The 16,661-nt window shown below is 63.5% G+C and carries 14 protein-coding genes and 1 pseudogene; 10 read left to right on the top strand and 5 right to left on the bottom strand.

Translation table 11 applies throughout. From position 1 onward, the window contains the following. The first annotated feature begins 1 nt into the window (after window position 1). From RB548_RS28000 to RB548_RS27955, 10 genes are read left to right on the top strand one after another with little or no spacing between them, the layout of a single operon-like run. Window positions 2–1,219: an ABC transporter substrate-binding protein gene (locus RB548_RS28000; protein WP_331377011.1), complete on the top strand. Its 1,218-nt coding sequence runs from the start codon at window positions 2–4 to the stop codon at window positions 1,217–1,219. A gap of 58 nt (window positions 1,220–1,277) precedes the next feature. Further along, window positions 1,278–2,162, top strand: a complete 885-nt coding sequence (locus tag RB548_RS27995; protein WP_331377010.1) for a carbohydrate ABC transporter permease — start codon at window positions 1,278–1,280, stop codon at window positions 2,160–2,162. After that, the gene (locus RB548_RS27990) at window positions 2,159–2,986 is read left to right on the top strand and encodes a carbohydrate ABC transporter permease (protein ID WP_331377009.1); all 828 of its coding nucleotides are present in this window, start codon (window positions 2,159–2,161) and stop codon (window positions 2,984–2,986) included. The genes RB548_RS27995 and RB548_RS27990 overlap by 4 nt, the downstream gene beginning before the upstream one ends. Before the next feature lie 3 nt (window positions 2,987–2,989). Further along, entirely contained in the window at window positions 2,990–3,769 is a 780-nt protein-coding gene (locus tag RB548_RS27985; RefSeq protein WP_331377008.1) for an enoyl-CoA hydratase/isomerase family protein, read from the top strand. Between the two features lie 3 nt (window positions 3,770–3,772). After that, window positions 3,773–4,531 carry an SDR family NAD(P)-dependent oxidoreductase gene (locus tag RB548_RS27980; RefSeq protein ID WP_331377007.1) on the top strand — a complete coding sequence of 253 codons (759 nt, stop codon included), beginning with the start codon at window positions 3,773–3,775 and terminating at the stop codon, window positions 4,529–4,531. After that, window positions 4,531–5,613, top strand: coding sequence for a hypothetical protein (locus tag RB548_RS27975; protein ID WP_331377006.1), 1,083 nt, complete (start codon window positions 4,531–4,533; stop codon window positions 5,611–5,613). The genes RB548_RS27980 and RB548_RS27975 overlap by 1 nt, the downstream gene beginning before the upstream one ends. Window position 5,614: 1 nt before the next feature. Further along, entirely contained in the window at window positions 5,615–6,667 is a 1,053-nt protein-coding gene (locus RB548_RS27970; protein ID WP_331377005.1) for an ABC transporter ATP-binding protein, read from the top strand. After that, window positions 6,667–7,527: an SMP-30/gluconolactonase/LRE family protein gene (locus tag RB548_RS27965; RefSeq protein ID WP_331377004.1), complete on the top strand. Its 861-nt coding sequence runs from the start codon at window positions 6,667–6,669 to the stop codon at window positions 7,525–7,527. The genes RB548_RS27970 and RB548_RS27965 overlap by 1 nt, the downstream gene beginning before the upstream one ends. Further along, the gene (locus tag RB548_RS27960) at window positions 7,524–8,669 is read left to right on the top strand and encodes an extracellular solute-binding protein (RefSeq protein ID WP_331377003.1); all 1,146 of its coding nucleotides are present in this window, start codon (window positions 7,524–7,526) and stop codon (window positions 8,667–8,669) included. Before RB548_RS27965 ends, RB548_RS27960 begins: the two co-directional genes overlap by 4 nt. A gap of 2 nt (window positions 8,670–8,671) precedes the next feature. After that, a complete protein-coding gene (locus RB548_RS27955) occupies window positions 8,672–9,901 on the top strand; it encodes a CaiB/BaiF CoA transferase family protein (RefSeq protein ID WP_331377002.1) in 1,230 nt (409 codons plus the stop codon). A 457-nt stretch (window positions 9,902–10,358) separates the two neighbouring features. Here RB548_RS27955 and RB548_RS27950 read toward each other — a convergent pair whose 3' ends face one another. The 5 genes and pseudogenes from RB548_RS27950 to RB548_RS27925 form a co-directional block, all read right to left on the bottom strand. After that, complete coding sequence (locus tag RB548_RS27950; RefSeq protein WP_331377001.1) at window positions 10,359–10,805, bottom strand: VOC family protein; 447 nt, start codon at window positions 10,803–10,805, stop codon at window positions 10,359–10,361. 391 nt (window positions 10,806–11,196) lie between these two features. Further along, a complete protein-coding gene (locus RB548_RS27945) occupies window positions 11,197–11,937 on the bottom strand; it encodes a DUF899 family protein (protein ID WP_331377000.1) in 741 nt (246 codons plus the stop codon). A gap of 337 nt (window positions 11,938–12,274) precedes the next feature. Then, entirely contained in the window at window positions 12,275–13,618 is a 1,344-nt protein-coding gene (locus tag RB548_RS27935) for an SLC13 family permease (protein ID WP_331376999.1), read from the bottom strand. A 95-nt stretch (window positions 13,619–13,713) separates the two neighbouring features. Next, window positions 13,714–15,228 (bottom strand): malonate--CoA ligase, encoded by a 1,515-nt coding sequence (locus RB548_RS27930; RefSeq protein WP_331376998.1) that lies wholly within the window; start codon window positions 15,226–15,228, stop codon window positions 13,714–13,716. Then, window positions 15,225–16,645, bottom strand: a pseudogene (locus RB548_RS27925) (malonyl-CoA decarboxylase). Before RB548_RS27925 ends, RB548_RS27930 begins: the two are co-directional and overlap by 4 nt. Between the last annotated feature and the right edge of the window lie 16 nt (window positions 16,646–16,661).

Below are 16,661 nucleotides of genomic sequence, written 5' to 3'. Positions count from 1 at the left end.
CATGAAGCGATCATTATTAACGGCCGTCACGATGGGAGCGATGCTGCTTGGCACCAGCTCGGTTCTGGCACAGCAGGTCACCCTGCAATTCTGGGACAACCAGCAGACTGAAAGCGGCCTTTCCGACGTGCAGAAAGCCGCCGTCGAGCGGTTCATGAAGGAAAATCCCGACATCAAGATCGAGGTGACCACCGTTCCCTATCCCGAATACCAGCAGCGATTGCTGACGGCGGTCCAGGGCGGTAATGCGCCCGACATCGCCACGCTTGACCAGATCTGGGTCGGCGCCTTCGCCAAGGCGGGGGCCGTCGCAGACCTCACCGAGCAGGCTGGTGCCGCGGGTCTAGCACGCGACAACTTCTTCGGAGGAGCCTGGGATTCGGCGGTGCTTGGCGGAAAGCTCTATGGCATCCCCTTCAACGTCGATGTCTGGCAGTTCAGCTACTACAACAAGGCGCTGCTCGACGCGGCGAAGATCGATCCGGCCAGCCTTAGCACCTTTGACGGTCTGAAGGCTGCCGCCGAGAAGCTGACCACAAGCGGCAAGTTCGGTGTCGGCCTGTTCGGGCACAAGGGCGAGGATACAGTCGTCGTCGGCGATTCCTTCATCTTCTCGAACGGAGGCAAGATCCTGAACGACGACGGCAGTTGCGGCCTGACCGAAGCGCCCGCCGTCGAGGCGCTGACCTATCTGCAGCAACTATCGAAGTTCGCGCCGGGCGGCATTCTCAACGCCTCCTCCGGTGACATGCGCGAACTGTTCCTGAACGGCTCGCTCGCGATCGAATTCTGGCCGGCGCTGGAACAGCCGACCCTTCAGAAAAGCAAGCTCGACTGGGGTTTCGTGAACGGAACCGCGCCGGAGGGCAAGACGCCCGTCGGAACCTTCGGCGGCTGGAACCTCGCGATCTTCGAGTCCTCGCCGAACAAAGACGCGGCGTGGAAATTCATCCAGTTCATGGTGCGTGAGGACGTGAACGGCGACGTGGTCGACCTGATCCCCGCAAACAAGAAAGCCGCCACGGCCTTCCTCGAGAAGAACCGCAAGGATCCCAAGGTGATCATGGCGCATCTCGAGAACGCCAAGGCACGCCCGCTGTCTCCGCGCTACCTCGAGCTCGCCGATGCGCAGATCGCCATGTTCCAGGAGATCTACGCCGGTGGCGATCCCGCCGCGACTGCCGCGAAGGCCTGCGACGCCATCAACGCCCTCGACTGATGCCAACCGCCTGCCGCACCTCGGATTCGGGGTGCGGCATCAGGACAAGGTTTTCCCGATGCGCAAAGATCGCCGGCTCCACTGGCTTCTTCTCGCCCCCGCCCTCATCCTGATGGCGGTCATGCTCTACTATCCGATGTTCGGAACGGTCTATGAGAGCTTTCACGAAACCAGCTTTCTGAGCCCGGACCCGAAGTTCGCCGGACTCGCGCTCTATCGCCGTATCCTCGCAGACCGCACGTTCACGGAAGTCGTGACGAATTCGATCGTCTGGACCTTCGGCGTCGTCCTGCTGCAGAACATCCTCGGCTTCTTGACTGCACTTCTGTTGAACCAGAATCTGCCCATGCAGGGCGCGCTGCGCGCCATCGTGCTCCTGCCTTTCATCCTTCCGGGCGTGGTAGCCGCGATCCTCTGGCGCTTCATGTACGATCCGCAGCTTGGTCTCGTGAACTCGCTGCTGTTGCAGACGGGGCTCATCGAGAACAGCGTCGCCTGGCTCGCGGACAGCCGCATGGCGATGGCCTCGGTCATCATCGCCGCAGTCTGGAAGGGGTTTCCCTTCTCCATGCTGATCTATCTCGCGGCCTTGCAGAACGTCGATCAGAGCCAGATCGAGGCGGCGACGCTTGACGGTGCCGGTCCGGCCCGGCGGCTCCTCGATGTCACGCTGCCCGCGATCCGCGACGTCATCGTCGTCAACGTCGTGCTGACCCTGATCCTGACCTTCAACTATTTCGACATCATCTGGGTCCTGACCCGGGGCGGCCCGCAATCGGCGACCCACATCTTCCCGACCAAGATCTACGAGAGCGGCTTCGGCCAGTTCCGCTTCGGCGAGGCCGCGACCTACGGCGTCTTCTCGATTCTCGTGCTGACCGTGCTCGTGGCGCTCTATGCGATTGTTCAGGGTCAGGCCAATCGCAGGAGGGCCGCGGCATGAAGCAGAAAAGATCGACCCGTGTGGTGTTGACGCTGATGCAAGTGCTGCTGGCGATCATCGTCTTGCTGCCCTTCTTCTGGATGGTCTCGGTCAGCCTGAAGCCGCCGACGGAGCCCTTCGCCATCCCGGCGCGGCTCTGGCCGGACCATCCCACCGTCGAAAACTACGTCTCCGCCTTCCGGCCGGAATTCCGCACCTATTTCCTGAATTCACTGGTGGTTTCCCTCGCCACTGTGGCTATCACGGTGACGCTTGGCCTGCTTGCCGCCTACAGCTTCACCCGGGCACAGATCGTCGCGATCTCGGCACTGGTCGGGCTGGTGGTGCTGGCGCAGATGTTTCCCCATTCGGCGATCATCATCCCGATCTACAAGATGATGCGAAGCGCGGATCTCCTGAACACCTACTGGTCCCTGATCCTCGCCTATGTCTCGGTCACGCTGCCGGTGGCGATCTGGATGCTGCGGGGCTTCCTGCTCAAGCTTCCGGCAGCACTGGAGGAATCCGCCGCGATCGACGGGGCGACGCCGCTCCGGGTGTTCTGGGACATCGTCGTGCCGCTCTCGCGTCCCGGACTGATCGCCACATCGGTCTATGTGCTGATCGTCACCTGGCAGGAGTTCCTCTTCGCGCTGTCCTTCACGTCGACGAAGGAGATGCGCACCCTGCCGGTCGGCCTCAACGACTTCATCGGCCAATACGGCATCCGTTACGGCGAGCTCATGGCCTCCTCGGTCATGGTTTCGCTGCCGGTCATGGCCGTCTTCTTCTTCCTCCAACGCTATTTCGTCGCCGGGATTACCGCCGGCGCGGTGAAAGGATAGGTCATGGCGCTGATCGAACCCTCGAACCTTATTCCCGGCGTCCGGCAGATACTCTTCAACCGGCCCGACAAGCTGAATGCGCTGTCCACGCCGCTCATGCGCGAATTCGAGTCCGCGCTGGAGGAGGCCGCTGCCGACCCCGAAGTGCGGGTCATCGTGCTTCGCGGTGCAGGCGGCAAGGCCTTCGTCGCCGGGGCGGACATCGCCGAATATCAGGGACACAAGCGGGCGGAATTCATCGCCTACCAGCTCAACTCCCGCCGCGTCTTCGACCGGCTCGAGCGCATTCCGAAGCCGGTGATCTGCGCGGTCGACGGTTTCGCGCTGGGCGGCGGCTTCGAGATCGCGCTCTGCTGCGACATCCTGGTCCTTTCCGAAACCGCGCAGCTTGGCCTGCCCGAAGGGCGGCTGGGACTCTGCCCCGGCGGCGGCGGCACGCAAAGGTTGCTGCGCGCCGTCGGCAAGTATGCTGCTTCCGATCTGCTGCTGGCGGGCTGGCGGATGGCGGCCGAGCGCGCGCTGGCACTTGGAATTGCTGCCGAGGTGGTGCCCGCGGAGGGGATGGACGAGGCGATCCTGCGCCGGGCGCGCGCCTGCCTGAAGATCGCGCCGCTTGCTGCGGCGGAGATGAAGCGGCTGCTGCGCGAGGGTGCAGACGCCGGCATCGAGACGGCCAAGAGCCTGGAGCAGGAAACGCTGTTCCGGCTCTATTCGACGGCTGACGGTCAGGAAGGCATCGATGCCTTCCTCGAAAAACGTGATCCCCAATTCAGGATGGAATAGGCGATGGAATTCAAGGGTAAAGTCGTGGCCGTGACGGGCGGCGCCAAGGGTATCGGCCGGTCCTGCGTCGAGTTGTTCGCGGCTCGGGGCGGCCAGGTGGTGTTCTCAGACATCGACGAGGCGAGCGGCGAGGCGCTTGCCGCCTCGCTCGGCGAGTCCGTGGCCTTCATCCGCGGCGACGTGCGCAAACTCGAGGACATGCAGGCCATGGCGGCGCTTGCCGAGGCGCGGTTCGGCGGCCTGGACATCGTCGTGAACAATGCGGCGGTGGCACTCAACGGCGTGATCGATGAGATCGACGAGGAGCGCTGGACGACCGTGATCGACACGAACCTGACCGGCTGCTGGCGGACGCTAAAGGCCTGCGTGCCGCTCTTGCGCAAGCGAGGCGGCGGGGCGGTGGTCAACCTCTCATCGGTCCAGGGCCTGATCGGCTTTCAGGGCTGGCCGGCTTACGCCGCGACCAAGGGCGCGATCATCGCACTCACCCGGCAATGCGCGATCGACCTCGCCAAGGTGGGCATCCGCGTAAACGCAGTGGCGCCAGGCACGATCATGACGCCGATGAACGAGAAGATCTTCGACGAGGTCGAGGACGCACAGGCGCTGATCGACACCTGGAATCGGGCGCATCCGATCGGCCGCTTCGGCCAGCCGGAAGAAGTCGCCGAACTTGTGGCCTTCCTCGCCTCGGACAAAGCGAGCTTCATCACCGGCGAGATCGTGCGTTGCGACGGCGGCCTCGCCATCCGGGGAGAATGATGCAGGATCTGATCGCCATAACGAGCGCTTGCGGCACGCTGCAGTTCGATCCCGCCGTCGGCAATATTCCCGGGCTGCGCTTTCACTGGGCGGAGCGCTGGATCGAGCCGCTGCATGCCGCTCCCTGGAGGAAAGAGCCGGAGATCCAGGCCGATGCGGCGCTTTCCCCCGCCGAACGACGGCTGGCGGGCGACTTCTTCTGCGCTCCCTTCGCGGCCGCGGCCGATCCATCCGTGCCTGCGCACGGCTGGACAGCCAACAGTCCCTGGCACCTCGAAGAGCACGCGGCAGGGCGGATGCGTCTCGTCCTTGCCCGCAATGTCTCCGGGGCAAAGGTCACGAAATGCCTTGAGATCGCAGAGGACGCACCGCTCCTCTATCAGGAGCATGTGATCGAAGGCGGGCGGGGCATCCTGCCGGTCGCCCACCACCCGATGTTGCATCTCGCCGGGCGAGGGCGGTTCTTCACCTCCAGGAAGCGCGCCATCCTCACGCCCGAACAGCCGCTGGAGCCGGGGCGGTCCTGTCTTGCTTATCCGATGCGCGCGGTCGACCTGACAAAAGTAGCCGGTGCGGAGGGCGGCACGGTGGACCTGACGCGGTGGCCGATCGGTCGCCGCAATGAGGATTTCGTGACGCTCGTCGAGGCGCCGGGTGCCGAGATGGGCTGGACGGCGGTGCTCCGCGAGGACGAGGACGACATCGTCTTCTTCCTCAAGGATCCCGCAATCCTCCCGGTGACGATGCTGTGGTTCTCGAACGGCGGGCGCGACTACGCACCGTGGAATGGGCGGCATCTGGGTGTAACCGGCATCGAGGACGGCTGCTGCCCCGGACTTGCCGGAGAAGCGGCCGCTGCGCAGGCGAACCCGATCTCCGCCGAGGGTGTGGTGACCGGCCTCGCGCTCGCGGAGGGGCGCCGCCACGTCGTCCGGCACGTCACGGGCGCCGTGCCGCGCCCCTCGGGCTGGACCCAAATTGCCGCGATCTCTGTCGAGCGAGATCGGCTCATGATCGCGGACGGAGCCGGGCGGCAGCTGGCGCTGCCCTGGCATAGCGACTTCCTGAAAGGACAGAATTGACATGGCCGCAATCGAGTTGCGTAAACTCTCGAAGCATTTCGGCGCCTATACCGCACTCAGCGAGTTGGACCTTGCCATCCGCGACGGCGAGTTCCTGGTTCTGCTGGGCCCCTCCGGGTGCGGCAAGTCGACGACGATGCGGATCGTCGCGGGCCTGGAGGAACCGAGCTCGGGCGAGATCCTGATCGACGGGCGCCGCGTCAACGATGTGCCTGCCCGTGACCGCGACCTCGCCATGGTGTTTCAGAACTATGCGCTCTATCCGCATATGACCGTCGGCGAGAATATCGCCTATCCGCTGAAGCTCCGGAAGGTGGCGCGGCCCGAACGGGAAGAGCTGGTCCGGGCCGCCGCGAAGCGGGTGGACATGCTGCATCTCTTGACCCGGCGTCCGGCCGAGCTTTCCGGCGGACAGCGGCAGCGCGTGGCACTGGCCAGGGCCATCGTGCGCAAGCCGCAGGTCTTCCTGATGGACGAGCCGCTCTCCAACCTGGATGCCAAGCTGCGCACGGTGATGCGCGGTGAGCTGAAGAACCTGCAGCGCGACCTCGGGGTCACGACCATCTATGTGACCCACGACCAGGTCGAAGCGATGACGCTTGCCGACCGCATCGTCGTCTTGAACAAGGCGGTGATCCAGCAGATCGGCGCTCCGGCCGAAATCTACGCCCGCCCCGCCAATACCTTCGTCGCGGGGTTCATCGGCTCACCTCCGATGAATCTCCTGCCTGGCCGTGTTGAGGGCGGATCGTTCGAGAACGAGGGTGGAAAATTTCCGCTGGACCAGGCCGCGGGTGAGCTGACGCTCGGCATTCGGCCCGAACACGTCAGCCTCGCGCGAGACGGGTGCGGCCATTTCACGGGCACGGTGTTTGCCTCGGAACTGCTCGGCGACTGCACCATCCTCACCGCCAAGGCCGGCGACGCGCTGATCGCAGCGAAGCTTCCGCCGGAGGCAGGCCTTGAGATGGGCAGGCCGGTCAGCTTGAAATTCGAAACCGGGCGCATGCACCTCTTCGACGCGAAGACCGGCGAACGGAGGGGGGAGGCATGATGGAAGCGCCCGTCCTTTCACCGGACCGTATGCGGGTCTTCTTCGACGGTATCTGGAGCGAGCCGCGGCTCAGCCACCCGGAAGGCGTGGCGATCGGGCCGGACGGCTGGATCTGGTGCGGCAACCAGGACGGCGACATCTGCCGTATCACGCCGGACGGCAGCCGCATCGAGCGCGTTGCTTCAACCGGCGGCTTCATTCTCGGCCTCGCCTTCGACGGCGACAAGGCGCTTTACGCCTGCGATCTGAAACATGCGGCGGTGTTCCGGCTGGACCTTGCAAGCACCATGCTTCTGCGGCTTGAAGCACCGGGCCTGCGCATTCCGAATTATCCCGTCGTCGATGGCCGCCGGGGGCGGCTTCTCGTCTCCGACAGCCACGACCCGGCAAGCCCTGGACCCGGCATTTGGTCCTTCGACCTCAAGGGTGGGGCGGGCAGCCTGTGGTGCAGCGCCGACTTCACCTTCGCCAACGGGCTTTCGATGCGGTCCGGGGAGGACGCCTTGTACGTCTGCGAGACCTTCGCCCGGAGGGTGTCGCGAATCCGGATCGCGCCGGATGGCAGCGCAGGACCGGTCGACCCGTTCGTCACCGGCCTGCCTGGTTATCCCGACGGACTTGCCTTCGACGAGGCGGGCAACCTCCTCATCTCGCTCTATGAGCCCTCGCGCATCCTGCGTATCGAAGCCGGCGGCGCCATCCGCGTGCTGGCCGAGGACCCGACTGCGCATATCCTCTGCCATCCGACCAACATCGCCTTCGATGGCACGAGGCTTTTCGCGGCCAATCTCGGCCGGTGGCATATCGCGGCCATCGATTGCGATGTCGGCGCGCGCCCTCTGTGGAAAGCGACAGCATGACGTTCATCGGACTGACCTGGGACCACCCACGCGGCTATAATGCCCTTGCGGAGACGGCACGGCGCATCAATCAGGGGCGCGCCGAGCCGCTGATCCACTGGAACAAGCAACCCCTCGAAGGTTTCGAAAGCGCTCCCATCGCCGAACTGGCGGAGTGCAACGACCTTCTCGTGATGGACCACCCGCATATCGGCGAGGCCGTCGCCGAGGGCTGCTTCCTGCCGCTCGAGGACCTTTATCCGCCCGAACTGCTGCAGGCCTTGCGACGCGACAGCATCGGCCCTTCGGCCGCGAGCTACCGCTGGGACGGCAGGACATGGGCGCTGCCGTTGGACGTGGCAACGCAGGTCATGGCCCGCCGGGCGGACCGGATCGTGGAGCCCCCGGCCGACTGGGACGCGGTGATTGAGCTCGCGGCACGCCTGCCCGTGGCCCAGTCGCTGGCCGGGCCGCACGCGGTACTCAGCCTGATGTCCATGGTCGCGGGCACCGGGGCTCCGGTCGGCGGCGAGGACTTCCTGCCACAGACCGAGGCGGCCGCGGCGCTCGAGACCATGCAGCAGCTTTACGCCTTGCGGCCTGCCGGCAGCGAAAAACTCAATCCAATTGCCCTTCTCGAGACCGTGGCCCGCAGCGACGATATCGCGCTGATCCCGCTCGTCTTCGGCTACGTCACCTACGCAGCTCCTGGTCATGCGCCCCGGATCGTGACCTTCTCGGACACGATCCGCTCGCCTGGAGGCCAGGGCGGCGTGATCGGCGGCACCGGCATCGCCTTCTCGCGCCGATTGAGGCCGACGCCGGAACTGCTCTCGCATATCGCCTCGCTGCTCTCGGCATCGACGCAGATCGAGACCTTCCCTGCCTTCGGCGGCCAGCCGTCGGCGCGCTCCGCCTGGCAGGATGCGGAGGTCAACCGCAAATGGGGCGATTTCTATCGCAACACGCTTGCCACCGCCGAGACCGCGCTCCTGCGTCCCCGTTTCGACGGCTACATCGCCTTTCAGACGGCCGCGGCTGCCCGGATCCACGTGGCGCTCGATGAGCGCGAGGATCCCGAAACCACCCTTGTCGCCCTTCGCACCCTCTGGCGCCGCGCGCGCCAGGAGGCAAGGGGACAACTCGACGACTTCAGAGGATGAACATGACCGACACCCAGACCTCCGCACCCGCTGCCCTTGCCGGCATCCGGATTCTCGATTTTTCGCATCTGCTGCAGGGGCCCTTTGCCACCCAGCTTCTGGCCGACATGGGCGCGGATGTCATCAAGATCGAACGTCCCGGCAAGGGCGACCTCTTCCGCTCGCTGACCTTCCGCAACAAATGGGTCGGCGGCAGCGAAAGCCCGAACTTCCTCGCCTGGAACCGCAACAAGCGCTCCATCGCGTTGAACCTCAAATCGCCCGAAGCGAAATCCGTCATCATGGAGATGGCGAAGACCGCCGACATCGTGGTCCAAAACTTCCGTCCCGGCGTGATGAAGGCCCTTGGTTACGGATACGAGGACTTCCGCGCCGTCAATCCGCGTGTCATCTACTGCTCCGGTTCTGGCTACGGCGAGGATGGCCCCTATGTCGACCGACCCGGCCAGGACATGCTGGTACAGGGTCTGACGGGTATCATGGCGGCGACCGGGCAGGCTGATGCGCCGCCGACGCCGGTCGGCGCCGGCTTCTCGGACCAGATCGGCGCGATGAACATGGTGTATGGCATCCTGTCAGCGCTTTACTGGCGCGAGAAGTCCGGCCTCGGGCAGGAGGTCAAGGTGAACCTGCTGGCCGGCATGCTCGCCCACCAGAACCAGGAAATGGTAATGGCGCTGAACTTCAACGAGGATTTCAAGCGCCCACGGTCGGGCATCGGCCACCCCGGCATGGACGCGCCCTTCGGTACCTATCCGACGCAGGACGGCTGGGTCACCATCGCCATGAGCCCCTATCGCACGCTGGTGGGCGTGCTTGGCAATGACGACCTGCTCGTCTACGACGACCCCGAAAAGCTCTTCGCACAACGCGACGAGATCTGGCGCAAGCTGGCGGCGGAGACCGGGAAATGGACGACGGCGGCGCTGATGGAGGCTCTGCTGGAGGCAGACATCTGGTGCGGAGAGGTGAAGTCCCATCTCCAGGCGGCCGAGGATCCGCAGGTGCGCCACATGGAGCTGGTGACGAGCTACGAGCATCCGCGTGCGGGCACGGTTAAGGTCGTTGCGCCCCCGGTTCGTCTTTCAGAGACACCGGCGACGATCCGCAAGCCGGCGCCGCTGGTCGGACAGCACACGCGCGAGATCCTGCGTGAGTTCGGATATGCAGAAGAGCAGGTCAGCTCCTGGCTCGCTTCTGGCGTTGCCTACGCGGATGAGGCTCCCGAATAGGCCGAGCGCGTTCCGGTGCTATGCCCGATGTTGCTTGGCTCAGGGAGCATTTTCCCAACGCCCGCATCACATCCAGGAGCAATAACCGCGACGTCCGGACCCAGGATGTGCGCAGGCCGAGTTGCGATGGCAGTTATTCCGAGGTTCTTCGGTGACCTCAACTCGGATCTGCGCTGAGTTGAGGTCGCCGTCCCACCGCCGGGTCACGGCAAATGGTTGGGACGCCACCGTGCAACGACACCTTCTCGCTTGTCTGGTCTCAGCCGGCCTCGGTATCGGCTTTGCGCTGTTTTTATCCTTGAAGTTCGTACCGTTATCGGCAGCGCGTTGGCCGTCGCCTGGCGTCAGAGTGCCGCTCAAGGCGGATCCCGCCGGGCGACAGCGTCGGCGGGATACTTTGACATTCGTCCCTGCCACGTCAGCGGCGCATGTCGCAACAACGCCGCGCTCGATGGCGTCAGCTCTGTGCCGGCCGCCAGTCAGGCGATGGAATCACATTGATCATCCACGGGACGCCGAACCTGTCGATCAGGGAACCGAAGCCAGGCGACCAGAAGGTCTCGCCAAACGGCATGACCGGATTGCCCCCTTCGGACAGCTGATCGAACCAGCGTTGGGCCTTGGCCTTGTCCTCGGTGTGCAGAGTGACATCGAAGCCGTTCTTGGGCTTGTCGATGTTACGCGCCCACCCGACGTCCATGTCGGCGCCCATCAGCGCTTGATCGCCAACCTCCAGCCAGCAGTGCATTAGCCAATCTTTGTATTTGGGATCGTTGATCGGCATGTCCGGTGGCGCTTCACCGTAGGAGTGGGCGGCGGTGATCTTGCCGCCGAGGACCTTGGCGTAGAACTCAAACGCCTCGCGGCACTGCCCTTGGAAGCTCAGGCTGGTCACGATCTTCATGATCGCCTCCTTTTTGTCGTTGTCGGATTTCGGGCGGAAACGGCCTGCCGGTGAAAGTCCCCGCATTGGCCGCTGGCTCTTCAGATATGGCATTGCGTGTGGGCGGCGATTAGGCTGAGCAACCTCCGACCCTAACGTTGATATCAACGTAAATGGTTTCGGGTGTCAACCTGGAGACCAACATTCAGCAGACCGGTCAGAAGCGTGGGGCTACCGATTCGGCGACCTGATTGGGGTGCCGCAAACGTGGTGGCGAAGCGCCCACGTCTGCCTCAGGTTGATCGTGCCGGCGACACCTGAAGCCGCTTTTATAGACCGTCGGCACCAGCAGACAGCCAGCCTAAGCTGTGGACACGTGGGGCGGGATCGCGCCTTCGACCGGGCTTCGTTTTCAATAGTAGTGGCGTTCAATCTGCTCATACACGTTGGGCCGCCCACCGGGAGTGAAATCCAGGAGGGTCCATATTGGCTCGACTGTGCCGACATGCCTTGGATCCTGTCCCGGCTCCGGCGGGAAGAACAGCAGCTCGGAGGCCCAGCTTAGCCTGACCACCCCGTCGGAGCCTTTGTGGAAGACCGTCAGGATCGGTACCTGCTGTCCGTCCTCATCCTCGCCGTGGTAGTCGCGTTTGAAGTTGTTGTTGGCGGCTGAAAGCAGCTTCAAATTGCGCCAGCCGCGATGTGCAGCGAAGGCTGCAACTTGCTCGATCGGAGCCTTGGCCACAGCCGCTATGTTCGCTCCAAGTCCTTCGACATGGGGTACCGCCCCCTCCCAATTATCGAGCAGGGCGGTGCAGGACGGGCACGGTCCCTCCTCAAGCGGACGCTCGGCCATCGGCCCGCTGCTCGGGCCCGGCCGGTCGTCACTGCGGTACCGTGGGAACATATAGTGGTAAAGAATCAAAGCGTCCGTACCTGGGCGGAACAGCTGGGAGAGCCTCACCTTCGCCGGAACGCCATCGGCGTCAATGTGGTCGAACTCGTAGTCCTCGGGCACCGGTCCACCCGGCGGGAGTGCCCGGATCTCCGCGGCGACGGCCTCCATTTCCCGTCTGAGTGCGCTCTCACGCTGCAACAGCCTTTCGCGAGCTCGGCGGTATTCCGGACTTTCGTTGGGGAAGTTCACGCCCATGGATCCCTCCATTGAATGTGAATGAGGCGGATTATTTCACGGCTCTAAATGACCTGAACGCATCCGTGCCGCAGAACGCAATGCGGTTGCGACACGTTGCGCGCATCTGCGCATACCCGTCCGGCAAAACGAGGGCGACGCGCTGACTGCCGCGACACTGTCGGCCACGATATGATTGTGGTGACGCGGTACATCAGGGACTTCGAGGGCACTGGCGTCGAGCTAACACCGGAGTCGCCAATTCGGCGACTTGGCTGCTTCGCGAGTGGCTCTCAGAAACTCCGATATCTTCGGCAGATCGCCTAGTTTCATTCGACGAGTTTCCGGCATGCTGCCGTCAGACCAGGCCCGGCACGACGAATACCGACCATGCAACGACCGGACCAATGACGGCGATTGATGCGCTGTAGACCAAGAGTTGCCGCAGCACTTTCTCCCGCTGCTGGTCCGGCGCGTTGGCGACGACGAGGGCACCGTTGGTCGAAAACGGGCTGGTGTCGACGATCGTCGTCGAGATGGCGATCGCCGCCACCACACCGACGGCGCTGATGTGTCCTTGCAGGAGGAATGGAACAGCGAGGGGAATGATAGCGCCGAGCAGCGCGGTAGACGACGCGAACGCCGAGACGATCGCGCCGGTGAAGCAAAGCAGCAGCGCCACCAGGAGCGGCATGCCAAGACTGGATATGCCGTTAGCGACATAGTCGACCGTACCGGCTTTCTCCATGACGCCGACATAGGTGATGATGCCGGCGATCAGCAGCACCGTCGACCAACTCACCTTGTCGATCGCCGCTTTCTGGGTCTTCGGCGACAGCAGGGCCAGCGCGACGGCGACGGTCATGGCGACCAGGCCGACATTGAACTTGAAGACCAGGGCGCCAACGCCGAGCGCCGTCAAGCCGATCAGGGTGGTAATTTTCTCGGGCGTCAGCCGTAGGGTCGCCGTATCGGCCGCGGTACCGTAAGCATGCTCCCTGATCGGCTTGGCAGGCGTGCCGCCATGACCTCTGATCGACGCCGACACGCCCTCGGGATGCAGTTCGGGCAAGGGGCCGAGCGCAGCCGGCTTCTGCATCATCGAGCGCGCGCCGCCGAAGATGAAGAACACCAACACGGCAATTACCAGGTTAAAGAAGAAACTGGACAGAAACAGCGATGTCGGGGCGAAAGGCAGGCCCGCCTTCGCGACGATCTGATTCGTGATTCCGCCATAGACACTGATCGGTGAAAATCCGCCAGCCTGCGCGCCATGGATGACCATCAGCCCCATCATTACGGGGTGGATGCGGTACTGCACGGCAAAGCTCAGCGCGACGGGCGCGAGGATGGCCACCGCCGCCGGCCCAAGAGCACCGAAACCGGTGACGACCGCGGCGACGAGGAACATCACCCAGGGAATCCAGGCGACATGCCCGCGCACCAGGCGGACGGCGCATTCGACCAACCAGTCGATCGTGCCGTTGATCTGCGCTATGGCGAATAGGTAGGTGACGGCGACCAGCGTCAGAAAGAGATCGCTCGGAAAGCCCGCGAAGATGTCGCTCGCCTTCATGCCGATGATCAGCGAGCCGAGCAGGAAGGTGCAGCCGAATGCCAGCGCTCCCATGTTGATTGGCTGCATCGTCGCTATGACGAACATGCCGATAAGCAGCATTATGGATAGTAGTTCGATGCTCATGATTCCCCTCCCTCCGGTGCCTGAGGCGCCGTAGCTGTCGTTTTCAAGATTGAAGTTGATTTGGACGCGCCTTCCTCCCAGAGGGCGCGACCGCGTCACATCGTGGCGTATAGGTCGGCGTATTGCTGCCGCAGGACGTTCTTCTGCACCTTGCCCATGGTGTTGCGCGGCAGATCCTCGGCGAAGATGATGCGCTTCGGCTGCTTGTAGCGCGCGAGCCGGTCCTTGAGCGCGCCGAGTATGGCGTTTTCGTCGAGCACCGCTTCGGCCTTGCGAACGACGATCGCCGTGACGCCCTCTCCAAAGTCGGGATGCGGTACACCGATCACGGCGCTCTCGGCGACACCCTCAAGCCGGTCGATCTCGCCCTCGACCTCTTTCGGATAGATGTTGTATCCGCCCGAAATCACCAGATCCTTGCTGCGGCCGACAATGTGGACATAGCCATTTCTATCGATCTTGCCGAGATCGCCGCTGATGAAGAAACCATCGGAGGTGAATTCCGCAGCGGTCTTTTCCGGCATCCGCCAGTAGCCTTTGAAGACGTTCGGCCCTTTGATTTCGATCATGCCGGTTTCTTCGGGCGGCAGCACCGCGCCGGTCGCGGGATCGGTGACGCGCACGCTTACGCCGGGGAGGGCCAGGCCGACCGTTCCCGCGATTCGTTCTCCGTTGTAGGGATTCGAGGTGTTCATGTTGGTTTCGGTCATGCCGTAGCGCTCGAGGATCGCGTGGCCGGTGCGGTTGCGAAACGCGATATGGGTCTCGGCCAGCAGCGGCGCCGAACCGGAAACGAAGAGGCGCATGTTCGCGACCGCGTGGACGTCGAGGCGCGGGCTCTGCAGCAGGCGCACGTAGAAGGTCGGAACGCCCATCAGGAGCGTCGCCTGCTGCATCAACGACAGCACCTCGTCGGGATCGAATTTCGGCAGCAGGAACATCGAGGCGCCGGAGAGCAGCGTAACATTGCTGGCGACGAACAGCCCGTGTGTATGGAAGATCGGCAGGGCATGGATCAATCGGTCATCAGAGGTTACGCGCCAATAGTCGCGCAATGCCATGGCATTAGAGAGCAGGTTGCCATGGCTCAGCATCGCGCCCTTGGAGCGTCCCGTCGTGCCGGAAGTATAAAGGATCGCTGCCAGGTCGTCGGCGGAGCGTGAGGCATTAACGAAATCGGCCGGCTCGTCGCTGGCAAGGTCGAGAAGTGAGCCCGTGCCGTCGGCGTCGAGCGTTTCGACGATCGCGCCGTGCGCTTTGGCGATTTTCTCGACGCCCTCCCTGGTCGTTGAGGAGACGACAACCAGCCGCGGCTCCGCGTCACCGATGAAATAGTCGAGTTCGGCAAGAGTGTAGGCGCTGTTCAGCGGCAGATAGATTGCGCCAGAGCGAAGGCAAGCGAGATAGAGGATCAAGGCTTCGGCGCTCTTGTCGACCTGCACGGCGACCCGATCGCCCGGGCGGATACCGAGCGTATCGATGGCGCTCGCGATACGGCTCGAAAGGTCCAGCGCATCATCGTAGGTCCAGGTACGACCACCATTGATGCGGATGAAAGGCGCATCACCGCGAGCGGCAGTCCGTATGGCGTCAAAAAGGTGGTTGCTCAATTTTCGGCTCCTCCATCAATGTTCAGGGCCTGCGCGAATGGTTGCCGAATCGGACGACTTTTGCTGGCGCGGCGACTTCCGTGTTTCGGCCGATAAGGTTCTTGATAGTTCGTGACGCAGCGACTTCGCCGCGCTGAGCCAAGGCCTCGTGGTTAGCGACGATGTCCTCGAGCTTGTAGAGGTAGTTGACCATCAGCCCATGCGCCTGCTGCATGGCCTTGGCGGAGCGGTCGCCGAGGAAATTCAGCCTCTCGAGCTTGGCGCCGTTGCCGAGATGAAAGCGGGCGACGGGGTCGACCGGGCGACCCTCGGGCGTGCGTTCGATCAGGAAATAGCGCGCTGCGAGCGGCAGCAGCACGCGCTCTATCTCGCTCGCCTTGCCCTTGTCGTCGGCCCATGCCGGATCGTCGAGCAGCGTCAGCGCCTGGCGCTCCCCATCCGACAGGATCGCGTCGGTTGTCGAGGTGCGCGCCTTGGCGAGCCAGCGTGCAAAGCCCGGCACGGGCGACAGCGTGACGAAATTCTTCAGGCCCGGCAGGTCCCGGCGCATATCCTCGACGACCTGCTTGATCAGGAAGTTGCCGAACGAGATCCCGCGCAGGCCATCCTGGCAGTTGGAGATCGAATAGAAGACGGCCGTCGTCGCTTCGTCTGCATTGATCTGCTCCCTGCCTTCATCGAGCACGTCCTTGATGGTGCTCGGTACGGATCGTGTGAGCGCCACTTCAACAAACACAAGCGGTTCATCCGCCAATCGCGGATGAAAGAAGGCAAAGCAGCGACGGTCGGCGGGCGCCAAGCGGCGGCGCAACTCGTCCCAGCCGTCGATCTCGTGCACGGCCTCGTATTTGATGATCTTTTCCAGGATGTGCGCCGGTGTCGACCAGTCGATCGGCCGAAGTGTCAGGAAACCGCGGTTGAACCAGGAACCGAACAGATGGGTGAAATCGGCGTCGAGCGCGCGATGTTCGTCCGATCGCTCGTTTGAAGTGAGTAGCTGCTGGCGCATCCGGACCAGCTTGGCGGTACCATTTGGCGCGTGATTCAATCGGCGCAGGAGTTCTTGGCGTCGCGGCTCGGATGCACGATGGAGATCCGTGATCGCGGCGGCGTTCCCTTCTTCGCGGTACTTGTCGATTGCCTGATCGAGCTTCGTTATGTCAGGCCCGAACTTGTCGGAGAGCATTTGCAGAAACTGCCGCACTCCCTCGGCGTCGAGCTTGCCCCAGCGGTCGAGTATTTCTGCCGCGATCGCCATTCCCGACGCTTCGCCTCGATTTGACAAGAGCATTTCGCAGAGAGTTTCGAAATCAACTTCGCCCGCATCGGCTGACGCACGCGTGCTGGCAAACAGGAGCTTGCGTCCGCGATCGGTGATACTCTGCAGCATGTCGGTGAAAAACGAGGTCTCAGGCATTCCCATTCGTCCTCCC

The organism is Sinorhizobium chiapasense (assembly GCF_036488675.1).
GTDB classification, from domain to species: domain Bacteria; phylum Pseudomonadota; class Alphaproteobacteria; order Rhizobiales; family Rhizobiaceae; genus Sinorhizobium; species Sinorhizobium chiapasense.
Note: the sequence above shows the minus strand (reverse complement) of the source record. Positions and strands in the feature narration are given on the sequence as shown.

Bases quoted from the DNA above. Each gene is read 5' to 3' on its own strand.
- RB548_RS28000 (WP_331377011.1), top strand. From the start codon at position 2: ATGAAGCGATCATTATTAACGGCCGTCACGATGGGAGCGATGCTGCTT.
- RB548_RS27995 (WP_331377010.1), top strand. From the start codon at position 1,278: ATGCGCAAAGATCGCCGGCTCCACTGGCTTCTTCTCGCCCCCGCCCTC.
- RB548_RS27990 (WP_331377009.1), top strand. From the start codon at position 2,159: ATGAAGCAGAAAAGATCGACCCGTGTGGTGTTGACGCTGATGCAAGTG.
- RB548_RS27985 (WP_331377008.1), top strand. From the start codon at position 2,990: ATGGCGCTGATCGAACCCTCGAACCTTATTCCCGGCGTCCGGCAGATA.
- RB548_RS27980 (WP_331377007.1), top strand. From the start codon at position 3,773: ATGGAATTCAAGGGTAAAGTCGTGGCCGTGACGGGCGGCGCCAAGGGT.
- RB548_RS27975 (WP_331377006.1), top strand. From the start codon at position 4,531: ATGCAGGATCTGATCGCCATAACGAGCGCTTGCGGCACGCTGCAGTTC.
- RB548_RS27970 (WP_331377005.1), top strand. From the start codon at position 5,615: ATGGCCGCAATCGAGTTGCGTAAACTCTCGAAGCATTTCGGCGCCTAT.
- RB548_RS27965 (WP_331377004.1), top strand. From the start codon at position 6,667: ATGGAAGCGCCCGTCCTTTCACCGGACCGTATGCGGGTCTTCTTCGAC.
- RB548_RS27960 (WP_331377003.1), top strand. From the start codon at position 7,524: ATGACGTTCATCGGACTGACCTGGGACCACCCACGCGGCTATAATGCC.
- RB548_RS27955 (WP_331377002.1), top strand. From the start codon at position 8,672: ATGACCGACACCCAGACCTCCGCACCCGCTGCCCTTGCCGGCATCCGG.
- RB548_RS27950 (WP_331377001.1), bottom strand. From the start codon at position 10,805: ATGAAGATCGTGACCAGCCTGAGCTTCCAAGGGCAGTGCCGCGAGGCG.
- RB548_RS27945 (WP_331377000.1), bottom strand. From the start codon at position 11,937: ATGGGCGTGAACTTCCCCAACGAAAGTCCGGAATACCGCCGAGCTCGC.
- RB548_RS27935 (WP_331376999.1), bottom strand. From the start codon at position 13,618: ATGAGCATCGAACTACTATCCATAATGCTGCTTATCGGCATGTTCGTC.